We start from the raw sequence: 20,807 nt of genomic DNA on the forward strand, positions 1-20,807 counted from the left end.
TTTCGTGTCGGCTGCCGGCCGGTCAGGCGACCCGGCGGCGGAACAGCAGCGCGGCGAGCACCATCGACGCCAGCAGGATGCCGAGGCACCAGGCCACCGCTCGGGCCGGCGCCGCGCCCGCGGGGGTGGCCAGCAGCAGCGCGCGCAGCGTCTCGATGACCGGGGTCACCGGCTGGTGGTCGGCGAACCCGCGCAGCCAGGCCGGCATGGTCTCCACCGGCACGAACGCGCTGCTGGGGTACGGCAGGAACATCACCAGGAAGGTGAAGCCGCTGGCCGCCTCGGGGGTACGGGCGAGCAGGCCGAACGCGGCGGACAGCCACGACACGGCGAGCAGGAACAGCAGCAGCACCCCGGCCGCGGCGAGCCAGCGCAGCGGGTCGGCCGCCGGGCGGAACCCGATCGCCACGGCGACACCCAGCACCAGCACGGTGGAGACCATGTTGCGGGCGACGCTCGCCGCGACGTGGCCGCCGACGATCGCGGTGGCCGCGACGTCCATCGTGCGGAGCCGCTCGACCACCCCGTTGGTCAGGTCGGTGGTGACGCTGACCGCCGTGCCCGCCGCACCGAACCCGGCGCACAGCAGCAGCACGCCGGGGACGACGTACGTGACGTACGCGCCACCGGTGTCGATCGCGCCCCCGAAGAGGTAGACGAAGAGCAGCATCAGGATCACCGGCAGCAGCAGCGACGTGAGCAGCGCGTCGACGTTGCGACGGGACAGCCGTACGCAGCGTCCCACCAGGACGGACAGCTCGGCCGGTCGGGCGGTCAGCTCAGACACCGGCCACCTCCCGCGCGTCGGCGGGCGCCGGCTGCCCGGTCAGGGTGAGGAAGACGTCGTCGAGGGTTGCCGTACGCAGGTGGAACCGGGCGACCCCCTGCCGGTCGGGGTCGACCTCGTCGAGCAGCCCGCGCACCTGGGGCGCGCTGCCGTCGGTCGGGACGGCCAGCTCACGCCGGGCGCCGTCGGCGTGGGCCACCCGGTCACCGAGCCGGCGGACGGCCGCGGCGAAGCGGTCGTCGTCGCGCATCGTGAGCTCCAGCCGGTGGGCGCCGAAGCGCCGCTTCAGGTCCGCGGCGGTCCCCTCGGCCGCCAGCCGCCCCCCGTGCAGGACCGCGACCCGGTCGGCGAGCCGGTCGGCCTCCTCCAGGTACTGCGTGGTGAGCAGCACGGTGACGCCGCCCGCGGCCAGCTCCCCGACGACCTCCCACAGGGCCTGCCGGCTGCGCGGGTCGAGCCCGGTGGTCGGTTCGTCCAGGAAGATCACCGACGGCTCACCGACCAGGCTGGCGGCGAGGTCGAGCCGGCGGCGCATCCCGCCGGAGTAGGTGGCCACGCGCCGGCCGCCGGCCGCCGTCAGGTCGAAACGCTCCAGCAGCGCGGTCGCGCGGCGCCGGGCGGCGGCGCGGGGCAGCCTGGTGAGGCGCGCCATCATCTCCAGGTTCTCCATGCCGGTCTGCCCGTCGTCGAGGGCGGCGTGCTGGCCGGCCAGGCTGATCACCCGGCGTACGCGCCGCCGCTCGCGGACGACGTCGTGCCCGTCCACCCGGACGCTGCCCCCGTCCGGCGCGGTCAGTGTCGCCAGGATCCGCACGGTGGTCGTCTTCCCCGCGCCGTTCGGACCGAGCAGGGCGTGCACGCTCCCCCGGGCCATTCGCAGGGTCAGCCCGTCGAGCACCGTCACCGCCCCGAAGGACTTCCGCAGGCCGACGGCTTCCACCGCCGGTCCCGTCCACTCCCCCATGGCTGCCACCCTCCGTGTTCTGTGTATGGCATACGCTTTACTGCGTAGACCATACGCAGAAGCTAGGATGGCGGTCAACAGCGAACGAGAGGCGAGGATGAGCGAGCCGGACGTCGACCTGCCCGACAGCGTGGCGGCCGCCTGGGGGCTCCAGGAGCGACCCGGCAAGGGCCCCCGGCGCAGCCTGACCCTGGAGCGGGTGGTGGCCGCCGCCGTCCGGGTCGCCGAGACCGACGGCTTGGCCGCCGTCTCGATGAGCCGGGTCGCCGGCGAGCTGGGCGTCGCCACGATGTCGCTGTACCGGTACGTGTCGACCAAGAACGACCTGGTCGACCTGATGGTCGACGCGGCGTACGGCGAACCACCGCCACCACGCGGGTCCGACGAGGGGTGGCGGCCCGCGCTCGCCCGGTGGGCCGAGGCGAACGTCGCGGCCATCCGCCGCCACCCCTGGCTGCGTCACGTACCGATCAGCGGCCCGCCGATCCGCCCCAACCAGGTCCACTGGATGGAGCAGGGCCTCGGCACGCTCCGCGGCACCGGCCTGCGCCCGACCGAGCGCCTGTCGACCGTCCTGCTGGTCAGCGGGTACGCGCGCACCTGGGCCACGCTCACCGTCGACCTCGCCGAGGCGGCCGCCCGGTCCGGGGTCGGCCCCGACGAGGCCAACACGCGTTACTGGCAGCACCTCGAACTGCTCACCCGGACCGGCACCTTCCCGGCGGTCCGGGAACTGCTCACCGAATGGGCCCAGGAGGAGGACGAGGAGTTCGACGCGGAGTGGGAGTTCGGCCTGAACCGGATCCTCGACGGCGTGGACGCCCTGATCCGGAGCCGCCGATGACCGCCCTGCGCACCGAAATCCTGGACACCACCGCCGTGCCACCCGCGGACCGTTGGCCGTACTTTCTGGACATCGCCGAACGGACCGCCGCGCGGGTGGACCTCGACAGCGCACACGTCACCGATTTCCGCGCTGTCTCCCGAAGCGTCGACCTGGGCACCGTCAAGCTCAGCCGGCTGCGCTACCAGTCGCTGAGCGCGCAGCGCACCCCCCGACTCATCCGTCAGGCCGATCCGGAGGTCTTCCAGGTCGCCATGGTGCTGAGCGGCGCGAGCGCCATCAGCGCCCGCCGGCGGGAGACCTCGATGACCCGCTCGGACCTCACCCTCGTCGACTGGAGCCGGCCGCACCGGTTGATGCACGACAGCGCCAGGGACGGGCGGGAGCAGGCATCGTCGATCACCGCCGTGTTCCCCCGGGCGCTGCTACCGGTACCTGCCGACCGGGCCGACCGGCTCGTCGCGTCCCGGATGTCCGGCACCGAGGGACCCGGCGCGCTGCTGGCGCAGCACCTCAACCACCTGACGCGTCACCCCGAGCAGTTCCGCGACGCGGACGCGCCCCGGCTGGCCGAGGTGACCCTCAGCCTGGTGGCCATGCTGCTCGCGCACCACCTCGACGCGGAGGATCAACTCCCGGTCGACGTACGGCAGCAGGCGACGTTCGCCCGGATCCACGCCTTCATGGACCGGCATCTCGGCGATCCCGACCTCACGCCGCGCGCCGTGGCCGAGGCGCACCACATCTCCCTGCGCACCCTGCACCGGCTCTTCGAAGGTGAGGAGGAGACCGTGGCGCAGTCGATCCGCCGTCGTCGGCTCGAACGCTGCCGGAAGGACCTGCTCGAACCCGTCCAGCGGCACCTGCGGGTGCAACAGATCGCCCGTCGGTGGGGGTTCACGGATCCGGCCCACTTCAGCCGCGCCTTCCGCAGCGCGTACGGCATGAGCCCGGCGGCGTACCGGGAACGGCACGCCGAGCCCCCGACGGGAGGCCGGACAGAATGACCCGACCGAGGTGGAGAGGGGATCAGTGATGACGGCGCTGCCGGTCGAGACGATGGACACCACGCGGGTACCGCCGGCGGACCGGTTCCCACTCTGGGTGGCGATGGCGGGCGAGGTGTCCGCCCCGGTGGCCTTCACCAGCGACCACGCGCTCGACTTCCACGGTCACGCCCGGCTGATCAGCCTCGGCGACATCGCGGTCACCCGCTTCCGGTACCAGTCGCTGGTCGGGCGACGCACGCCGAGACTCATCCGGCAGGGCGACCCGGAGGTCTACCAGATCGCGCTGCCGTTCGCCGGCACCTGCACGATCAGCGCGCGCCGCTGCGACTCCGCCATCCCCAACCGCGACTTCACACTCGTCGACTGGGGGCGGCCCCACGACCTGTCCCACACCCTGGGGCCCGACGGGCGGGAGCCGGCCGGGTCCGTCACGGTCGTCATCCCCCGCGCCCGGCTCCCGCTCGATCCCGACCGGGTGGACCGGCTCACCGCCGCCCGGCTCCCCGGCACGACGGGCCCCGGTGCGCTGCTGGCCCAGCACCTGCACCACGTCACCCGGCATCCCGAGCAGTTCACCGCCGCCGACGCGCCGCAGCTCGCCGAGATCACGCTCAGCCTGGTGTCGATGCTGCTCGCCCGTCACCTCGACGCCGAGGGCGGCCTTCCCGCGGACGTCCGGCGCCAGGCTCTGCTGGCACAGGTCCGGAGCTTCCTCGACCGCCACCTGCACGACCCGGCCCTGGATCCGCAGATGGTCGCCGACGCCCACCACCTCTCCCTGCGTTCCCTGCACCGGCTCTTCGAGGGCGAGGACGAGACGGTCGCGGAGTCGATCCGGCGACGCCGGCTCGACGGATGCCGGCGGGACCTGCTGGCCCCACTGCTGGGACACCTTCCGGTGGCCCAGATCGCCCGCCGGTGGGGCTTCACCGACCCGGCCCACTTCAGTCGCGCCTTCCGGACCGCGTACGGGATGAGCCCGCGGGCGTACCGGGCCCGGCACGGTGTGCCCGCCACGGGGCGGCACACCACCCACTGACCGGACACAATGGTCGGCGCCGACACGGGGAGGGACGATGCTGACGCCGGTGATCGTGGACACCGAACAGGTCGCCGCAGCGGACCGGTTCGGGATGTGGCTGGAGATGGTGGCACGCACGGCGGCGCCCCTGCGGATTGACACCGCGCACGCCCACGACTTCACCGCCCGGGCCGAGTTCATCGACCTCGGCCCGATCCAGGTGGTCCGCTACCAGTACCCGTCGCTGGACTGCTTCCGCACCCCGAAACTCGTCCGGCAGTCCGACCCCGAGGTCCACCTGCTCGCCCTGAACACCGCGGGCAGCACCAGCGCGACACAGGACGACCGGTGCAGCACCGGCCGAGCCGGCGATTTCACCTTCTACGACGGCTCCCGCCCGCACGAGGTGCACCACCACGGCGACGACGCCGGCCGGGAGCCGGCAAGCTCCATCGCCGCGCTCATCCCGCACACCGCGCTCCCGCTGCCACCGCAGCGGCTGGCTCCCCTGTTCGGCGGCGGAATGTCCGGCAGGACCGGGGTGGGTGCCCTGCTGGCCCAGTTCCTCACCCAGGTCGCCACCCATCCCGAGCAGTACCACGCGGCGGACGCCGCCCGACTCGGCACGATCGGTCTGGACCTGGCCACCACCCTGCTCGGCCGGCACCTGGTGTCGGAGCACGCGATCCCCTCGGAGGTACGCCGACGGGCACTCGTCACGCAGGTGCGGGCGTACGTCCAGCAGCACCTGGACGACGCCACGCTGCACCCGCAGACCATCGCGGACGCCCACCACATCTCGCTGCGCTCGCTGCACCGGCTCTTCGAGGCCGAGGAGACGACCGTCGCCTCGTACATCCGTGGCCTGCGGTTGGAGCGGTGCCGGCACGACCTCGCCGACGCGGCGCTGCGTGCCCAGCCCATCCAGACCATCGCGGCACGCTGGGGTTTTCCCGACAAGGCCCACTTCAGTCGGATGTTCCGGGCAGCGTACGGGATCACGCCGCAGTCCTGGCGACAAGCCAGCCGGGACTAGGCACGGATCGTCAACCGCGCGGCGTCCACGGTCAACCCGTCCGGGGCAGACTGGGAAGCCGAAGCGGCCGCCCCCTCCGGACGCCATGCCGGCGCGGGCAGCCCGCCGAACGGGGGCCGTGGCGGGGCGCCCGCCGCCCGAACGGCGGCGGGCGGTCGCCCGGCGGTACCCCGAGCCACCTCCCGATTCCGGTTCCGCCGCTGGCATCCCCAGGTGCCACCGGCGGAGCCGGTCAGGCTTCCTCCAGCAGTTCCAGAACGGCCCGCTCGGCCTCCTCGCGGGGTGTCCTCGGATCGACCGGCGCCACCACACCGTCGTGGTAGAGGTCCACCACGCGCGGGTCCACGTAGGACGTGCGTGCCACCGTCGGCGTGTTGCCGAGCAGTTCCGCCACCTCCCGCATGACGGCGGCGACCGCCCTGCGGCGCGCGGTGACCGACCGCTGCCGGCCCACGGTGGCCAGTTCGGTGGCCGCCAGCACGGTGGCGTGCCAGGTACGAAAGTCCTTCGCCGTCATCTCGCCGCCGCTGGCGTCCCGCAGGTACTCGTTGACCTCGTCGCTGCGCACGTCCCGCCAGTCCCGGCCGTCCCAGTACCCGAAGAGCCGGTCGGCGGCGCGGCGACGGCGACGCAGGTTGGTCAGCACCCGGCACAACTCCGGATCCTCGATCCGGCGGACCTGCTCGATGCCGCCCTTGGCCGGGAACTCGAAGACCACGCAGCCCCGGCGGGAGCGGGCGTGCTCCGGGCGCAGGGTCGACACGCCGAAGGTGGGGTCGTCCCCGGAGGCGTACTGGTCGTTGCCGACCCGGAACATCCCCATGTCGAGCAGCCGGGCCACGGTGGCGAGGACCCGGTTCCGGTTCAGTCCCCGGCCGTCGAGGTCGTTCGCGATGCGCTCGCGGAGCGTCGGCAGCCGGTGGGCGACCTCCAGGATGTGGTCGAACTTCGCCTCGTCGCGCTTGCGCCGCCACTCCGGGTGGTAGAGGTACTGCTTGCGGCCGGCGGCGTCGATGCCGGTGGCCTGGATGTGCCCGTTCGGGTACGGCGAGATCCACACGTCCTGCCAGGCCGGCGGAATCACCAGGTCCCGCAGCCGCGCCACCTGCTCCAGATCACGGACCTGCTCGCCCGCCGGGTCGAGGAACACCCAGCCCTCGCCCCGCCGGCGGCGTCCGTACCCCGGCCTGCCCGGATCACTACGCCGCAACCGCACCGGTAGTCCGCACCGCCTGTTCCACCTCGGCCACGGCGGCCAGCACGTCGCCCACCCCGACAGCCGCCAACGTCGGGTGGCTTCCTACCCCGTCCCACCTGGGCCAATCGTGTCCGTCGGCCCACAGCACCCGGTGGCAGGTCCGGTCGGGTGGTGGGCCCCACTGGGCGGGTGGGACGGGGCCGAAGAGGAGGACCGACGGGGTGTGGTAGGCGGTGGCGAGGTGGGCGATGCCGGTGTCGCCGCTGACGAGGAGTCGGGCGTGGGCGACGAGGGCGGCGAGGTGGTGCAGGTCGGTACGGCCGGCGAGGACCGCGCGCTCCGGGAGCCCGGCGAGACGCGCGACCTTTCGGGCGAGAGGCGCCTCGGCGGCGTTGCCGGTGACGACGACCCGGTGGCCGGTGGCGGTGAGGTGGCGGGCGACGGCGGCGAACCGCTCCGCCGGCCAGCGCTTCGCGGGGATCTTCGAGCCCGGGTGCACCACGCTCACCCCGGTGGGCAGCGTCCCGGGCGGTGGCCGGGTCAGGGCCAGGTCGGTGCGGTCGGTGGGGATGCCGTACCAGGCGAGCAGCCGGCACCACCGGTCGACCTCGTGCTCGTCGGCCCGCCAGGGCGGGCCGTCGTGGTGGCCGGCGTCGGGGTTGGCGAAGGCGAGCAGCCGGCCGGGTCGGGTCGCGGTGAGCATGTGGTGCGACTGGGGGCCGCGCCCGTGCAGGTTGACCGCGAGGTCGGGGGCGGGGCCGGTCCAGGGCAGCGGGCCGAGGCCGGGGGCGTCGACGTGGCGGTCGACGCCCCCGATCAGCTTCACCAGCGGGGCCAGCCAGGCCGGGGCGGCCAGGGCGAGTTCCCGGTCGGGGTGGGCGCGGCGCAGGGCGCGCAGCGCCGGGACGGCGGTGGCGAGGTCACCGACGCCCAGGGCGCGCAGGACGAGGATCACGGGTACGACGACTCCTGCTCGGCGCAGACCACCATCTCGCGCACGGCGCAGCCGGCGGGCTGGGACAGGGCGAACAGCACCGCCGCGGCGGTGTCGGCGGGATCGTTGAGGATCGCCTCCGGCCCCGGCTTGTACCGCTCGTCCCGCTGGTCGAAGAACGCCGTGCGCATGCCACCCGGGATCAGCAGGGTCACCCCCACCGTGCCGGCCAGCTCCGCGGCCAGGGCGCGGGTGAACCCGACCACCCCGAACTTCGCCGCGCAGTACGCCGTGGCGTCACTGACCGCCTTCACCCCCAGCGTCGACGCGACCGTGACGATCCGGCCCCGGGACGCCTCCAGGAAGGGCAGCGCCGCCCGGATCACGGCGGCGGTCGCGAGCAGGTCCACCGCCACGATCCGATCCCAGGTCTCCCCCGGCACGTCCGCCAGGCGGCCGGGCACGTCCATCCCGGCGGCCGTCACGACGGCGTCCAGCCCACCGGCGCGTTCGGCGAGCTGCCGCGTCGCCGCCTCGGCGGCCCGGGTGTCGGCCAGGTCGCACTCCACCCACGGCACCCCGTCGGCCGGGGCCTGCCGGTCGAGCACCACCGGGCGCCCGCCGGCCCGGGCGACGGCGACGACGACAGCCGCGCCCAGCCCGCTCGACCCGCCGGTGACCAGGACGGTGGATCCGGTGTTCATCGCGTCCCCTCCGCCGGGCGGGACACCGCCGTGCCCGGCGACGGGCGGCCCAGGCGGTCCGCGGCCGGCACCGTGTCGCTGAGGCGGGAGGCACCGGGGGTCCGCTCCCGCGCGGCGGCGATCATCTCGGTGGTCGAGCGCCCGTCCAGGTACGGCACCACGACGGTGTGGCCGCCCCAGCGGCGCAGGAGTTCCGCCTCCGGCAACGCCGGCTCGCCGCCACCGGTGGCGTAGTCACCACCCTTGACCCAGACGTCCGGCCGGAGCCAGGTCAGCGCCGCGTGCGGCGTCCGCTCGTCGAAGACCACGACCGCGTCGACGCAGCTCAGCGCGGCCAGCAGGCGGCTGCGGTCGCCCTGGGACATCACCGGCCGCTCGGGTCCCTTGAGCGCGGCCACGCTCGCGTCGGAGTTCAGGCACACCACCAGGCAGTCACCGAGTTGCCGGGCGGCCTGCAACGTCGCCACGTGACCCGCGTGCAGGAGATCGAAGCAGCCGCCGGTGGCCACGACCGTGCCGCCGGCCGCGCGTACCTCGGACACCACCGCGGAGGCCGCCACCACACCGATGCGCTCGCCCGCGACGCCGGACCCGGTGGGTGGCAGGAGTCGGGCCGGCGGGGGCAGGACCGACGCCACTCCCCCGTCCGCGACGTACGCCGACGCCTCCGCCACCGCCTCCTGCACCGCCTCGGACACCAGCGCGCCCCGGGCCAGAGCGAGGGTGGCCGTGGCCGCGAACCGGTCGCCGGCCCCGCAGGTGTCCCCGTCGGCCGTCATCGGCGCGGGCACCACGAGCGGCGTCGACCCGGCGTGGCAGAGCAACGCGCCGTCGCCGCCCAGCGTCACGGCCACCGCACCCGCCCGCCAGCGGCGCCGCAGGCCCTGCGCGCCGCGCGAGGCCGTGACCAGGCGCGTCACGCCGGGCCGCACCTTGGCCAACTCGCGGACCTCGGACTCGTTCGGCGTGACCAGGTGGATCCCGGGCACCGCCGCCGGCCCGCGGGGGTGGGGGTCCCAGACCACGGGGGCCCGCGTCGCGGCCAGCGCCGCCCGCAGCGCCGGCTGCCGGGCCACCCCCCGGCCGTAGTCGCTCACCAGCACCGCCGAGGCGTTCGCGAGCACCCGTAGCACCGCGTCGGACGGCGCACCGGGCTCCCCGGGAGCGCCGCCCCGGTCGTGACGCAGCAGGACCCGGCCCCGGGCCCGCAGTCGGATCTTCTCCGGCGTGCCACCGGCCAGGCCGAGCGCGTACACCTGGACGCCGGCCGCGGTGAGCAGCGAGCTGAGCCGGGCGCCACCGGCGTCGTCGGCGAGGGCGGTCACCAGGACCACCTCGGTGTCCGGCGCCCCCGCCGCGAGCGACGCGGCCAGGCCGGCGCCGCCCGGCCGGTCGGCGTACGCGGTCTCGTCCAGCACCGGCACGGGCGAGTCCGGGCAGAGGCGGTTCACCACCCCTTCCACGTCCCGGTCGAGCAGGGTGTCACCGACCACCACCACCGGTCCCCTCACGCTTCCCCCCTCATCGCGCCTGGACCTACGGCCCGCCGTCCAGCACCACCTCGACCCCGGCCCGCACCGGGCCGGCCGCCGGCGCCGCCGGCACCCCGGCCGGTGGGTCGGTCTCGCCGGCCGACGCCTCCGCCCGCGTCCCGGCCGGCGCGGCGAGCGCCGCCGGCAGCGCCCGCTCGACGTACTCGCAGAGCACGTGGCTGGAGACCAGGTGCAGTTCCTGCACCACCTGACCGTCCGGGGAGTCGACGGCGAGCGTCTCGTCGCAGAGGTCGGCGAGGGGGTTCGGGATCGGGCCGGTGAAGGCCCAGCAGCGCAGGCCGGTGTCGTGGGCGGCGTGGGCGGCGTGCAGGAGGTTGGGGCTGGCGCCGCTGGTGGACATGAGCAGGAGGATGTCGCCGTCGCGGCCGTGGGCGCGGACCTGGCGGGCGAAGACCTCGTCGTAGCCGTAGTCGTTGCCGATGGCGGTGACGGCGCTGGTCTCGGCGTGCAGGGCGATGGCGGACAGGGGTTGGCGGTCGTCGCGGAGTTTGCCGACGAGTTCGGCGGTGAGGTGTTGCGCCTCGGCCGCGCTGCCACCGTTGCCCGCCACCAGCAGCCGCCCGCCGTCCACGAGCCGGCGGGCGAGCGTCTCGCCCCACCGCGCCAGCAGGGCCTCGCACCGCCGGTACGGCAGCAGCGCCGCGGCCAGGTTCGCCAGGTGGACGTCGAGCGGCGACCGCCCCGTCATCCGGCCACCACCCGGCTGGCCCGCCCGACGGCGGCCACCTCGCCGTAGACCTCCGCCAGCCGTTCCGCCGTGGCCGCCCACGAGTACCGTTCCCGGGCCCGCTCCCGTGCGGCGGTCGCGTACGCGAACCGGCGGATCCGGTCGTCCAGCAACCGCTGGACGGCGGTGCCGAGAGCGCGCGGGTCGCGCGCCGGCACCAGGTCGCCGGTGACCCCGTCGACCACCGTGTCCTTGATCCCGCCCACCGCCGTCCCGACCACCGGTACGCCGCACGCCATGGCCTCCAGCGGGGTCAGCCCGAACGGCTCGTACCAGGGGGCGGCGACCAGGACGTCGGCGGACCGGTACCAGCGGCCCATCTCCTCCCGGGGCACCGCGCCGACCAGCTTCACCCGGTCGGCCACGCCGCAGGTGTGCGCCAGGGCCCGGAGCCGGCGGGCGTACGGGTCGCTCTCCAGCAGGCCGGCCGGCGGCCCGCCGACCACGACGCACTCCGCGTCCGGCACGTGCGCCATCGCCCGGATGACGGTCTGGAAGCCCTTCCGCTCGACCAGCCGGCCGACGGTGAGGATCCGCGCGCGGCCGTCCTCCCGTTCGGCGGCCGGGCCGAGCGGGGCGAACGTGCCGAGGTTGACCCCGGACGGGACGACGGTCATCCGGGACCGGGGCACTCCCATCCGGACCAGTTCCCCCACCTCGTCCTGGCACTGGGCGATGACCCGGTCCACCGAGCGGCCCAGTTCCCGCTCGTAGCCGATCCGGCGGGCCGGGCTGGTGTCCTGCACCCCCTGGTGGCGCCGCTTCACCACCCCGAGGGCGTGGTACGTCTGCACGACGGGCACGCCGATCTGCCGGCCGGCGGCCAGCGCGGCGAGTCCGCTCATCCAGAAGTGCGCGTGGATCACCTCCGGCACCCAGTCGCCGCCGCGCCAGCGGTCGACCAGCCACCCGCTGAACTCCCTCATGTGCGGCAGCAGCGCGTCCTTGGCGACCGGCTCGGCCGGGCCGGCGGGGACGTGCACCACCTCGTACCCGTCCGGACCGCGGACGGTGACCGGCAGGTCGACGGCGTCCCGGCGGGTGTAGACCCGCACGTCGTGCCCGGCGGCCGCGAGAGCGGCGGAGAGTTCGGCGACATGCGTGTTCTGGCCGCCGGCGTCCTCGCCGCCGAGGACGGCGAGCGGGCTCGCGTGCTCCGAGATCATCGCGATGCGCATACTTCCTCCTCCAGCAGCCGGTCCCAGTCGGCGAGGAAACGCTCGAGCCCGTACCGCTCCCGCGCGGCCGCGCGGCCCGCGGCGCCCGCCCGGCGCGCCAGCGCCGGGTCCGCCATGAGCCGTCGAGTGGCGTCGAGCAGGTCGTCGACCCGGGTGGAGAGGGCTCCGGCTTCGGCTGGCACCGCCATCACCGCCTCCGTGGTGGCCAGCGCGACGACCGGCATGCCGATCGTCATCGCCTCGATCAGGCTCAGCCCGAGGGAGGTCCACCGGCACAGGTGCAGGTACGCCCGCCGCCGCCCCAACTCGGCGTGCATCCGGGCCTGGGGCAGGTCGTCGTGGCTGGTCAGCCGGTCCGCCGGCAGCCCCAGGTGGTCGGCGAGGCCGGCCACCTTCATGCCGAAGACGTCCAGCGGGGCGATCTCGGCGAACCGCGGCAGCAGGTCGGTGCCGGTGACGCGCCAGCGGCGCACCGGCTCGTTGATGACCACGGCGAGCCGCTCCAGCTCGCCGGTGTACTCCGCCGCCGGTGGCACGACGCCGTGGTCGACCACCGTCGTCCGGGTGCTTCCGGTGTCCCAGAAGAGCTGGTTGAACGCGGTGACGTGGGCGATCAGCAGGTCGTCGCGGTCGGCCATCGGGTGCCGGCTGTCGGGGACGGCGCCGTCCTTCGGGGTGTTGTGCTCGACGAAGATCGCGGGCAGGTCGCGGCCCGGCCGGCGGCCCAGCCAGTCGGCGGCCAGGTCGAGCTCCTCGGGACGTTGCAGGATCACGACGTCGACCTCGGCGGTGCGCAGGTCGTCGGGGGCCACCTCGACGGCGGTGTCCGGCCAGGGGTAGGTGCGGGCCCGGCCGAGGCCGTACGGGCCGCGGTCGGGCGTGGCCGGCACCAGGTACCGGTGCTTGCCGTGCACGAACGACGTGGTCCACGAACCGTGCACGTGCCAGAGGAGGACGTTCATCGGCCGCTCCCGCCGACCGTCGCGACCTCCGGTGCCGCCTCCCCGGCCGGCGTCAACGCCGCCGTCGGTGTCCGCGCCGGGGACACGCCCAGCAGCGCCAGCCCGTCCAGCACCTCCCTGGGCGTGATCCGGCTCAGGCAGGGATGGCCCGGGACGGGGCACCGCGCGGCGCGGGTGTCCCGGCAGGGGGCGGCGGCGTCACCGAGGCGTACGGTCGGCACCCGCCACGGCCCCCACTGTCCGAACGGGACGGTGGGGGCGAAGAGGCTCACCACCGGAACGCCGTAGGCGGCGGCGAGGTGGGCGGGACCGGTGTTGCCCACCACCACGGCGGCGGCACCGGCAACGGTCGCCGCGAGTTCGGCGAGCCCCGTCCCGCCACCGAGGTCCACGGCGTCGTCCCCGGCCACCCACGCGGTCAGCTCCGCCTCGTCGGCGCCTCCGGTCACCACCACCCGGTGGCCCGCGGCGGTCAGCGTCCGGACGATCCCCGCCGCCAGCTCGGGCGGCAGCCCCCGGGACTGGGCCGCCGAACCCGGGTGCAGGACCACGTAGCCCGGCGGGCCGACCTGCGACGGCGCCGCCGGCGCCGGCCGCAGCCGGAGGGCGGGTTCGTCGTCGGCGGGCAGGGCGTAGCCGGCGGCGGCGGCGAGGGACAGGGCGCGTTCGGGTTCGGGTACGCCGGTGGGGACGCGGTGGCGCACGTCGAGCAGGGCGCCGGGGTAGTCGTCGCTGATCGCCGAGATCCGGTGGACACCGATGGTGCGTAGCAGCAGGGCCAGGGGTAGCGGTGACTGGTGGTAGCTGGTGAAGATGACCGCTTCGTCGGCGGCGACGGCGGCGAGGGTGGTGGTGAGGGTGGTGATGTCGTCGGGGTCGACGGGGTCGGGGTGGGGGTCGATCCAGGGCAGGCGGTGTTCGATGATGGCGTCGACGCCGGGTAGCAGGTCGGCGGCGGCGCGGCCGCGGGGCCCGCACAGCAGCACCACGCGGTCGGCGTGTGCGGCGACGGCGCGGATGCCGGGTCCGGTGACGAGGACGTCGCCGGCGGAGTCGGACCGCACGACCAGCACCGTGCCGGCGCGGCGGGGCTCGCGGGGCACGACGGCGGCCTGCCGGCGCAGAATCTCCGTGACCGCGGCGGGGAGATCCGGCGCGACCCAGCCGGCGGCGTCGATCTCCTCGGGGCGGGTCACCGGCGTGGGCACCAGCACCGCCTGCGCCCCCGCCGCCAGAGCAGCGGTCACGTCCCGACCGATGTCACCGACCAGCACACACCGCCGCGGCACCGTACCCAACTCCCGAGCCGCGGCGTGCACCAGACCCGCAGCCGGCTTACGGCAGCCACACCCGTCAGCGTCGTCGTGCGGACACACCAGCCACGCGTCGAACGGCCCCAACAACTCCTCGACCCGGGCGTGCACCGCCCGCATCTGCGCCTCGTCGAACAACCCCTTCGCCAGCCCCGACTGGTTCGTCACCACCGCCAGCCGCAGACCCGCCGCCCGCAACGCGTCCAACGCCGCCCGCGCACCCGACACCGGCCGCACCTTCTCCGGGTCCCCGTTGTACGGCACGTCCTCGACCAACGTCCCGTCCCGGTCCAGCAACACCGCATCGAACAGACGCGGACCGGAGCGACCCCGGCCAGCACGGGCACCGACCCGGGCTGACCTGCACTGATCCGGCTCCACCTGTCGCACGGCCGGCGGGTTCCCGGCGCCCCGGGGAGTAAACATCATCTTCGCGGCGGTAGCCGTGCCGCGCTGCCGGCGGTGTCGGCACGCCGGCCCGCGGTGGCGTTACCCGCCGCCCCCGAGAAGCTAACCCACCGTCCGTTAGCAGCGCCCGCCACGGGGGTACGAGGGCGCAGTGGCGGTTGTGGAGAAAGTGATCGACGCAGCACCGGAACGGGTGTGGGCGGTACTGGCGGACGGCTGGACGTACAGCGACTGGGTGGTCGGCACGGTGCACGTACGCGACGTTGACGACGGCTGGCCGGCCGTGGGAAGCGAACTGCACCATCGCGCCGGCCCGTGGCCGTTCTCGCTCCAGGACTCCTCGACCGTGCTCGGCTGCGAGCCGCCACACAAGCTGATCCTCCGGGCCGGGCTCTGGCCCGCCGGCGAGGCGATCGTGGTCTTCACCCTGGAGCCGGTGGGCGGCGACGCCACCCGCGTACGCATCGGCGAGGACTTCGCCGCCGGCCCGCTGCGCTGGGTCCGCAACAAGCTCAACGACCTGGTGCTGCACCAGCGCAACAGGGAGACCCTGAACCGGCTGTCGGACATCGCCACCCGCCAGAAGGCCGACCGGTGACGCAGACCGTCGTGGTCACCGGGGCGAGCGCCGGAGTCGGCCGGGCGGTCGCCCGGGCGTACGCCGAGCGGGGCGGGCGGCTCGCGCTGCTCGCCCGCGGCGAGGCGGGCCTCGCCGCGGCGGAGCGGGACTGCCGGGAGCGGGGCGCCGCCGACGTGCGCACCTACCGGGTGGACGTCGCCGACGCGGGCGCGGTCCAGCAGGCGGCGGACGACGTCGCGCACCGCTGGGGCCGGATCGACGTGTGGGTCAACAACGCGATGGTGTCGGTCTTTGCGCCGACCTGGGAGATCACCGCGGCGGAGTTCCAGCGGGTCACCGAGGTCAACTACCTCGGCACGGTGCACGGGACGCTCGCCGCGCTGCGCCACATGCGGGCCCACGGGCGCGGCGCGATCGTCCAGGTCGGGTCGGCCCTGGCGTACCGGGGCATTCCGCTGCAGTCCGCGTACTGCGCGAGCAAGCACGCCATCCAGGGCTTCAACGACTCGCTGCGGGCCGAACTGCTGCACGACTGCCCGGGCGTACGGCTGTCGATGGTGCAACTACCGGCGATCAACACCCCGCAGTTCTCCTGGGTGCGGACCCGGCTGCCCCGCCATCCCCAGCCGGTTCCGCCGATCTTCGCCCCGGAGGTGGCCGCACGGGCGATCCGCTGGGCCGCCGACCACGGGGTGCGGGAGCTGAACGTCGGTAACCCGACGTGGCGGGCCCGGCTCGGCAACGTCCTGTTCCCCGGCCTGCTGGACCGGAAGCTGGCCCGGGACGGGTACGACAGCCAGCAGACCGAGACGCCGATCGACCCGGCGACCTGGCGCGACAACCTGGACCGCCCCGGCGACCAGGAACGCGACCACGGTGCGGCGGGGGTGTTCGGCGACCGCGCCCGACGACGCTCGGCGGCGCTGTGGGTCGGCACCCACAAGCCGGCCCTCTCCGGTCTCGCGGCAGCGGGCCTGTCCGTCGTGCTGGGTGCCTTCGTCCGCCGCCGGGGGTAGCCGCCCCCGGCCCGTCCGGCGGGGCTCCCGCCGTCCCGAGTGACGGCCGGGACAGGGGAGCAATGACAACACGCACGGGGAACTGGCTACCCTCTCAGGGAACCAAGTCCGCGAAACGAGGATGTCCGACATGACTGAACCCGTGCAGCTGCCGTCGCCCTGGCGGGACGTACGTCTGACGGTGGTGGTGCCGACCTACAACGAGGCGGGCAACCTTCCGGCCCTGGTGGAGCGGCTCCTCGCGCTGCCGCTGCCGGGGCTGCGGATCCTCGTGGCGGACGACAACTCGCCGGACGGCACCGGCGAGGTCGCGGACAAGCTGGCCATCGAGCACCCGGACCGGATCGAGGTCGTCCACCGGGCCGGCAAGGAGGGGCTGGGTCGCGCGTACGTCGACGGCATGAGCCGCGCCCTGGACGGTGGCGCGGAGTTCGTCGCGCAGATGGACGCGGACCTGTCACACCCACCGGAGGCGCTGCCGGGCATGCTCGGCGCGCTGCTCTCCACGCAGGCGGGCGTGGTCATCGGCTCCCGGTACGTGCCCGGCGGCGAGCTGGACGAGAACTGGCCGCTGTACCGGCGCGCGCTGAGCGGCTGGGCCAACCTCTACGTCCACACGCTGCTGCGGGTGCGGATCCGGGACCTGACCGCCGGCTTCAAGATCTGGCGGGCGGACGCGCTGCGCGACATCGGCCTGGAGCGGGTGCAGTCCAACGGCTACAGCTTCCAGGTGGAGATGCACTACCTGGCCACGAAGCTGGGCCACACGATCCTCGAGGTGCCGATCCGGTTCGAGGAGCGGCGGGACGGCGCCTCGAAGATGACGACGGCCACGAAGATCGAGAGCGCCCTGATGCCGTTCCGGCTGCGTACCAAGCACCGCAACATCAGCCGCTGACGTCAGGCTGGCCGCAGGCCGCGCCGCGCGGCGGGCGTTCAGCGGTAGATGGTCCGCTGGGCGGCGCCGATCGCGGCGGCGTAGGCGGCACCGGTGAGCGCCCGGTCGCGGGCGAGGGCGGCCCGCGCGGCGTTCGCACCGGGGCCGCCGTGCACACCGCCGCCGGGATGCGCCGACGCGCTGGCCAGGAAGAGCCGGTCCACCGGCGTGTCCGCGCGCCCCAGGCCGGGGATCGGGCGGAGGAACAACTGCTGGTACGCGGCCGCCGTCCCGCCGCCGAGCGCCCCGCCGACGAGGCTGGGGTCGCCCGCCTCCAGGTCGGCCGGGCCGGCGACGTGCCGGCCCACGACGAGGCTCCGGAAACCCGGGGCGGCCTCCTCCAGCGCCTCCTCCATCCGCTCCACGTGCGCGGCGATCTCCTCGGCCCGCCACTGCCGGCGGAACGGCAGGTGCGTGTACGACCACAGCGACTCGGTGCCCGGCGGTGAGTGGCTCGGGTCGGCGACGGTCATCTGGCCGACCAGCAGGAACGGGTCCCGGGGGACCTCGCCGCGGGCCAGCGCGGCGGCGTACGTGGTGAGCCCGTCGAGGTCCGCCCCGAGATGGACGGTGCCGGCGGTGGCCACCGCCCGGTTGGTCCAGGGCACCGGGGCGGAGAGCGCCCAGTCGACCTTCAGTGTGGAGCCGTCCCACTTGAAGTGTGCGAGGTCCTCGACGAGCCGGGGCGGGAGCACCGCGGCTCCGACCAGGTCCAGGTAGAGCGCGGGTGCCGGCACGTCGGCGAGCACCGCCCGGCGGGCCCGCCACAGGGCGCCCCCCACGGTGCGGACGCCCATCGCCCGGCCGCGGGCGGTCAACACCCGGTCCACCCGGGCGCCATAGAGGATCCGGCCGCCCCGCTCGGCGAGCCGGGCCACCAGCGCGTCGGTGATCTTCTGGGCGCCGCCGTCCGGCACCGGCCAGCCGACCTGCTGGCCGAGCATCGCCAGCAGCCACCCGTACACGCCGGAGCCGGCGTCCTCCGGGGACAGGTCCGTGTGCAGGGCGCACCCGGCCAGCAGGGCCGGCCCACCGGGGCCGTCGAAGAGTTCGTCGCCGAGCTTGCGGACCGGCACCACCAGCCGCCGGGCCAGCCGCAGCGCCCCGGAGACCTTCAGCCGCCGGAGCAGCGCGACGCCGCTGCGGACCGGCGGGAAGGGCCCGGTGACGGCCGCCAGCATCGGGCCGGCGACCTGGCGCCAGTCGTCGTACGCGGTGAGCCACCTCTTGCCGTCGCCGGCCGCGAACTCCTCCAACGAGGCGGCCGTGGTCTCCGGGTCCCGGTTGAGCAGCGCCGCCCGCCCGTCCGGCAGCAGGTGCGCCAGGACGTCCGGCGCGTGCCGCCAGCGCAGCCCGTACCGCTCCAGGCGCAGGTCCCGCAGGACGGGGGACGCGTACCCGAGGGGGTAGAAGGAGCTGTAGAGGTCGCTCAGGTAGCCGGGGGCGGTGACGCAGGCCGAGCGGACCGCCCCGCCGGGCGCCTGCGTCGCCTCCAGCACCAGCACGTCCCAGCCGGCGTCGGCGAGCAGGTTGGCGGCGACCAGGCCGTTGTGGCCGGCCCCGACGACGACGGCGTCCGCGCTTCCCGCGCCCGTCGAACTCATCCGACCCGCCTACCCTGCGCCGAACCGGGCGAAACGCGTTTGCCTCGTGCGGGCCGGGGCATCCACTGCCGCATGTACACGGTTGCACAGCTCATTGGTGGAGTGTGGGGCGCGGGCGGCGAGGGGGGCGAACTGGTCGTCCACGACCCGGCCGACGGGTCCCGGGTCAGCTCGGTGCCGGTCGCGACGGCGGACGAGGTCGGCAAGGCGGTGGAGGCGGCGCGTGATGTCGCGGCCGACTGGGCGGCGACCGCCATGGCCGATCGGGCCGCCGCCCTGCACCGGGCGGCGGACGCGGTGGCGGCCGTGGCCGACGAGCTGGCCCGGGCGACCACGGCCGAGATGGGTAAGCCCGTCGCCGACGCGCGCGGCGGGGTGGACGCGGGCATCGGCACGTTGCGACAGTACGCCGAACTCGCCCCGGTGCGCGGCGGGCGGACGCTGCACGGCGGTCACCACGCGATGGACTTCATGATTCCCCAACCGCGGGGCGTGGTGGCCGCGATCACCCCCTGGAACGATCCCGTGGCGGTCTCCTGCGGTCTGCTCGGCGCCGCTCTGGTCACCGGCAACGTGGTCCTCTACAAGCCCAGCGAGCGCACCCCGGCCACCGGCTGGCTGCTGGCCAGGGCCCTCGACGAGGCGCTGCCGGCCGGGGTGCTGTCGCTGCTGACCGGTGGGCCCGAGGTGGGCGCCGCGCTGGCCGCCCAGCCGGTTGACCTGGTCGCCCACGTCGGGTCCACGGCCACCGGCCGGGCCATCGCCGCGGCGGCGGCCCGCACCGGGGCGAAGGTGCTGCTGGAGAACGGCGGCAGCGACCCCCTCGTCGTCGACGGCGACGTGGATCCGGTCTGGGCCGCCGGGCAGGCGGCGCTCGGCGCGTTCGCCAACGCCGGCCAGATCTGCGTGGCGGTGGAGCGCATCTACGTCCACCGGGACGTGGCCGAGGACTTCGTCGACGCCCTGGTCGAGCGGGCGCAGGCACTGCGGGTGGGTCCCGGCACCGACCCGGCGACCGAGCTGGGCCCGCTGGTCGACCGTCGGCACCGCGACCACGTGCACGGGCAGGTCACGGCGGCGGTGGCGGAGGGCGCCCGGCTCCGCGCCGGCGGCACCCTGCCCGACGGTACCGGCGCGTTCTACCCGGCGACCGTGGTCACCGAGTGCCGGCACGACATGACCCTCGTCCGCGAGGAGACCTTCGGGCCGGTCGCCCCGGTCGTCGTGGTCGACTCGTTCTCCGAGGGGCTGCGCTGCGCGGCCGACTCGCCGTACGGGCTCGCCGCGACGGTGCTGACCGGCTCGATGAGCCACGCCCAGCGGGCCTGGCGCGAACTGCCGGTCGGCACCGTCAAGGTCAACGCGGTCTTCGGCGGCGCGCCGGGCGGTGCCGCGCATCCGCGCCGCGGCAGCGGCCAGGGCTTCGGGTACGGCCCGGAGCTGCTCGACGAGTTCACCGCCACGAAGGCGGTGCACATCGAGGCTCCCGGCGGCGGCCACTGGTGAGCACGGGACCGGGGCCGCCCGGCCGGGGCGGCCCCGTGGTCTCGCGTACCCCTATCGGGAGCGGGCCTTGGCCTTCTCCCTGGTCCTGGTCGTCGCCCGGTTGTTGGCCTTCTGGATGGCCTTGACCAGTTCCGGCTTGGTCATGGTGGACCGGCCGGGGACGTCCAGCTTGCGGGCGACCTTCATGAGGTGGTCCTTGGTGGCGTTCGCGTCCACACCGGCGGCCGTCTCGGCGCGCCGCTGCGGGCCGCCGCCGGCCGCCTGCCGGTCGCTGGGGCCCTTGCGACCCTTCGGTTCCCAGTGGTCGCCGACCTTCTCGAACTGGTGCTTGACCGCGGCGAAGGCGGTCCGGTGCGACCGCTCCCCCTCGCCGTACGTCTCCACCGCCGAGTCGTGCGTCTTCGCCCACGTGCGCTGCGCCTTCTCCGGGGAGCGCCGCAGCGTGCTGGGCATGTCCTCGCGCCCGGGCATCTCGTCCTCCTCCGCGTCGATGGTCTCTGGTTGACCGTTCCCTCGGGGCCGGGC

Annotated in this window: 20 protein-coding genes; 8 read left to right on the forward strand and 12 right to left on the reverse strand. The window is 74.9% G+C overall.

Translation table 11 applies throughout. The annotated features are described in order from the left end of the window. Nucleotides 1-22 precede the first annotated feature (22 nt). Both ACN26Y_RS26310 and ACN26Y_RS26315 read right to left on the reverse strand, forming a co-directional pair. A complete protein-coding gene (locus ACN26Y_RS26310; RefSeq protein ID WP_422733692.1) occupies nt 23-787 on the reverse strand; it encodes an ABC transporter permease in 765 nt (254 codons plus the stop codon). Continuing rightward, on the reverse strand, nt 780-1,751 hold the full coding sequence (locus tag ACN26Y_RS26315; protein WP_155332841.1) for an ATP-binding cassette domain-containing protein: 972 nt from the start codon (nt 1,749-1,751) through the stop codon (nt 780-782). The genes ACN26Y_RS26310 and ACN26Y_RS26315 overlap by 8 nt, the downstream gene beginning before the upstream one ends. 97 nt (nt 1,752-1,848) lie before the next feature. Here ACN26Y_RS26315 and ACN26Y_RS26320 point away from each other — a divergent pair, with 97 nt between their 5' ends. Genes ACN26Y_RS26320 through ACN26Y_RS26335 form a run of 4 tightly spaced genes read left to right on the forward strand, consistent with a single transcriptional unit; the run spans nt 1,849 to nt 5,662 of the window. Further along, nucleotides 1,849-2,595: a TetR/AcrR family transcriptional regulator gene (locus tag ACN26Y_RS26320; protein ID WP_155332842.1), complete on the forward strand. Its 747-nt coding sequence runs from the start codon at nt 1,849-1,851 to the stop codon at nt 2,593-2,595. Beyond that, the gene (locus ACN26Y_RS26325) at nt 2,592-3,602 is read left to right on the forward strand and encodes a helix-turn-helix domain-containing protein (RefSeq protein ID WP_196255696.1); all 1,011 of its coding nucleotides are present in this window, start codon (nt 2,592-2,594) and stop codon (nt 3,600-3,602) included. Before ACN26Y_RS26320 ends, ACN26Y_RS26325 begins: the two co-directional genes overlap by 4 nt. A gap of 28 nt (nt 3,603-3,630) precedes the next feature. Next, nucleotides 3,631-4,644 (forward strand): helix-turn-helix domain-containing protein, encoded by a 1,014-nt coding sequence (locus tag ACN26Y_RS26330; RefSeq protein WP_155332844.1) that lies wholly within the window; start codon nt 3,631-3,633, stop codon nt 4,642-4,644. A 37-nt stretch (nt 4,645-4,681) separates the two neighbouring features. Continuing rightward, on the forward strand, nt 4,682-5,662 hold the full coding sequence (locus tag ACN26Y_RS26335) for a helix-turn-helix domain-containing protein (protein ID WP_422733693.1): 981 nt from the start codon (nt 4,682-4,684) through the stop codon (nt 5,660-5,662). Nucleotides 5,663-5,894: 232 nt separating this feature from the next. Here the strand turns inward: ACN26Y_RS26335 and ACN26Y_RS26340 are convergent, their stop codons facing one another. From ACN26Y_RS26340 to ACN26Y_RS26375, 8 genes are read right to left on the reverse strand one after another with little or no spacing between them, the layout of a single operon-like run. Further along, entirely contained in the window at nt 5,895-6,878 is a 984-nt protein-coding gene (locus ACN26Y_RS26340; RefSeq protein WP_155332846.1) for a DNA topoisomerase IB, read from the reverse strand. Next, entirely contained in the window at nt 6,862-7,815 is a 954-nt protein-coding gene (locus ACN26Y_RS26345) for a glycosyltransferase family 9 protein (protein WP_155332847.1), read from the reverse strand. Before ACN26Y_RS26345 ends, ACN26Y_RS26340 begins: the two co-directional genes overlap by 17 nt. Beyond that, entirely contained in the window at nt 7,812-8,498 is a 687-nt protein-coding gene (locus tag ACN26Y_RS26350) for an SDR family oxidoreductase (protein WP_155332848.1), read from the reverse strand. The genes ACN26Y_RS26345 and ACN26Y_RS26350 overlap by 4 nt, the downstream gene beginning before the upstream one ends. Continuing rightward, nucleotides 8,495-10,009 carry a PfkB family carbohydrate kinase gene (locus ACN26Y_RS26355; protein ID WP_155332849.1) on the reverse strand — a complete coding sequence of 505 codons (1,515 nt, stop codon included), beginning with the start codon at nt 10,007-10,009 and terminating at the stop codon, nt 8,495-8,497. Before ACN26Y_RS26355 ends, ACN26Y_RS26350 begins: the two co-directional genes overlap by 4 nt. A 25-nt stretch (nt 10,010-10,034) precedes the next feature. Further along, entirely contained in the window at nt 10,035-10,739 is a 705-nt protein-coding gene (locus ACN26Y_RS26360; RefSeq protein ID WP_155332850.1) for a D-sedoheptulose-7-phosphate isomerase, read from the reverse strand. Beyond that, entirely contained in the window at nt 10,736-11,956 is a 1,221-nt protein-coding gene (locus ACN26Y_RS26365) for a glycosyltransferase (RefSeq protein ID WP_155332851.1), read from the reverse strand. Before ACN26Y_RS26365 ends, ACN26Y_RS26360 begins: the two co-directional genes overlap by 4 nt. Next, on the reverse strand, nt 11,941-12,918 hold the full coding sequence (locus tag ACN26Y_RS26370; RefSeq protein ID WP_155332852.1) for a glycosyltransferase: 978 nt from the start codon (nt 12,916-12,918) through the stop codon (nt 11,941-11,943). Before ACN26Y_RS26370 ends, ACN26Y_RS26365 begins: the two co-directional genes overlap by 16 nt. Next, nucleotides 12,915-14,621 (reverse strand): HAD-IIIA family hydrolase, encoded by a 1,707-nt coding sequence (locus tag ACN26Y_RS26375; protein ID WP_422733694.1) that lies wholly within the window; start codon nt 14,619-14,621, stop codon nt 12,915-12,917. Before ACN26Y_RS26375 ends, ACN26Y_RS26370 begins: the two co-directional genes overlap by 4 nt. Before the next feature lie 187 nt (nt 14,622-14,808). On the opposite strand from ACN26Y_RS26375, the gene ACN26Y_RS26380 reads away from it, so the two are divergent. The 3 genes from ACN26Y_RS26380 to ACN26Y_RS26390 all read left to right on the forward strand — a co-directional run bounded on the left by ACN26Y_RS26380 (nt 14,809) and on the right by ACN26Y_RS26390 (nt 17,133). Next, nucleotides 14,809-15,237, forward strand: coding sequence for an SRPBCC family protein (locus tag ACN26Y_RS26380; RefSeq protein ID WP_422733695.1), 429 nt, complete (start codon nt 14,809-14,811; stop codon nt 15,235-15,237). After that, nucleotides 15,234-16,235, forward strand: a complete 1,002-nt coding sequence (locus ACN26Y_RS26385) for an SDR family oxidoreductase (protein WP_422733696.1) — start codon at nt 15,234-15,236, stop codon at nt 16,233-16,235. Before ACN26Y_RS26380 ends, ACN26Y_RS26385 begins: the two co-directional genes overlap by 4 nt. 130 nt (nt 16,236-16,365) lie before the next feature. Then, nucleotides 16,366-17,133, forward strand: a complete 768-nt coding sequence (locus ACN26Y_RS26390) for a polyprenol monophosphomannose synthase (protein WP_155332856.1) — start codon at nt 16,366-16,368, stop codon at nt 17,131-17,133. Nucleotides 17,134-17,171: 38 nt separating this feature from the next. Here the strand turns inward: ACN26Y_RS26390 and ACN26Y_RS26395 are convergent, their stop codons facing one another. Next, entirely contained in the window at nt 17,172-18,776 is a 1,605-nt protein-coding gene (locus ACN26Y_RS26395; protein ID WP_422733697.1) for a phytoene desaturase family protein, read from the reverse strand. Between the two features lie 72 nt (nt 18,777-18,848). Here ACN26Y_RS26395 and ACN26Y_RS26400 point away from each other — a divergent pair, with 72 nt between their 5' ends. Then, nucleotides 18,849-20,282: an aldehyde dehydrogenase family protein gene (locus tag ACN26Y_RS26400; protein WP_155332858.1), complete on the forward strand. Its 1,434-nt coding sequence runs from the start codon at nt 18,849-18,851 to the stop codon at nt 20,280-20,282. Nucleotides 20,283-20,333: 51 nt separating this feature from the next. Here ACN26Y_RS26400 and ACN26Y_RS26405 read toward each other — a convergent pair whose 3' ends face one another. Beyond that, the gene (locus ACN26Y_RS26405; protein WP_422733698.1) at nt 20,334-20,753 is read right to left on the reverse strand and encodes a ChaB family protein; all 420 of its coding nucleotides are present in this window, start codon (nt 20,751-20,753) and stop codon (nt 20,334-20,336) included. Between the last annotated feature and the right edge of the window lie 54 nt (nt 20,754-20,807).

Origin of the sequence: Micromonospora sp. WMMD558, from assembly GCF_049315255.1 — a bacterium.
GTDB lineage: Bacteria > Actinomycetota > Actinomycetes > Mycobacteriales > Micromonosporaceae > Micromonospora.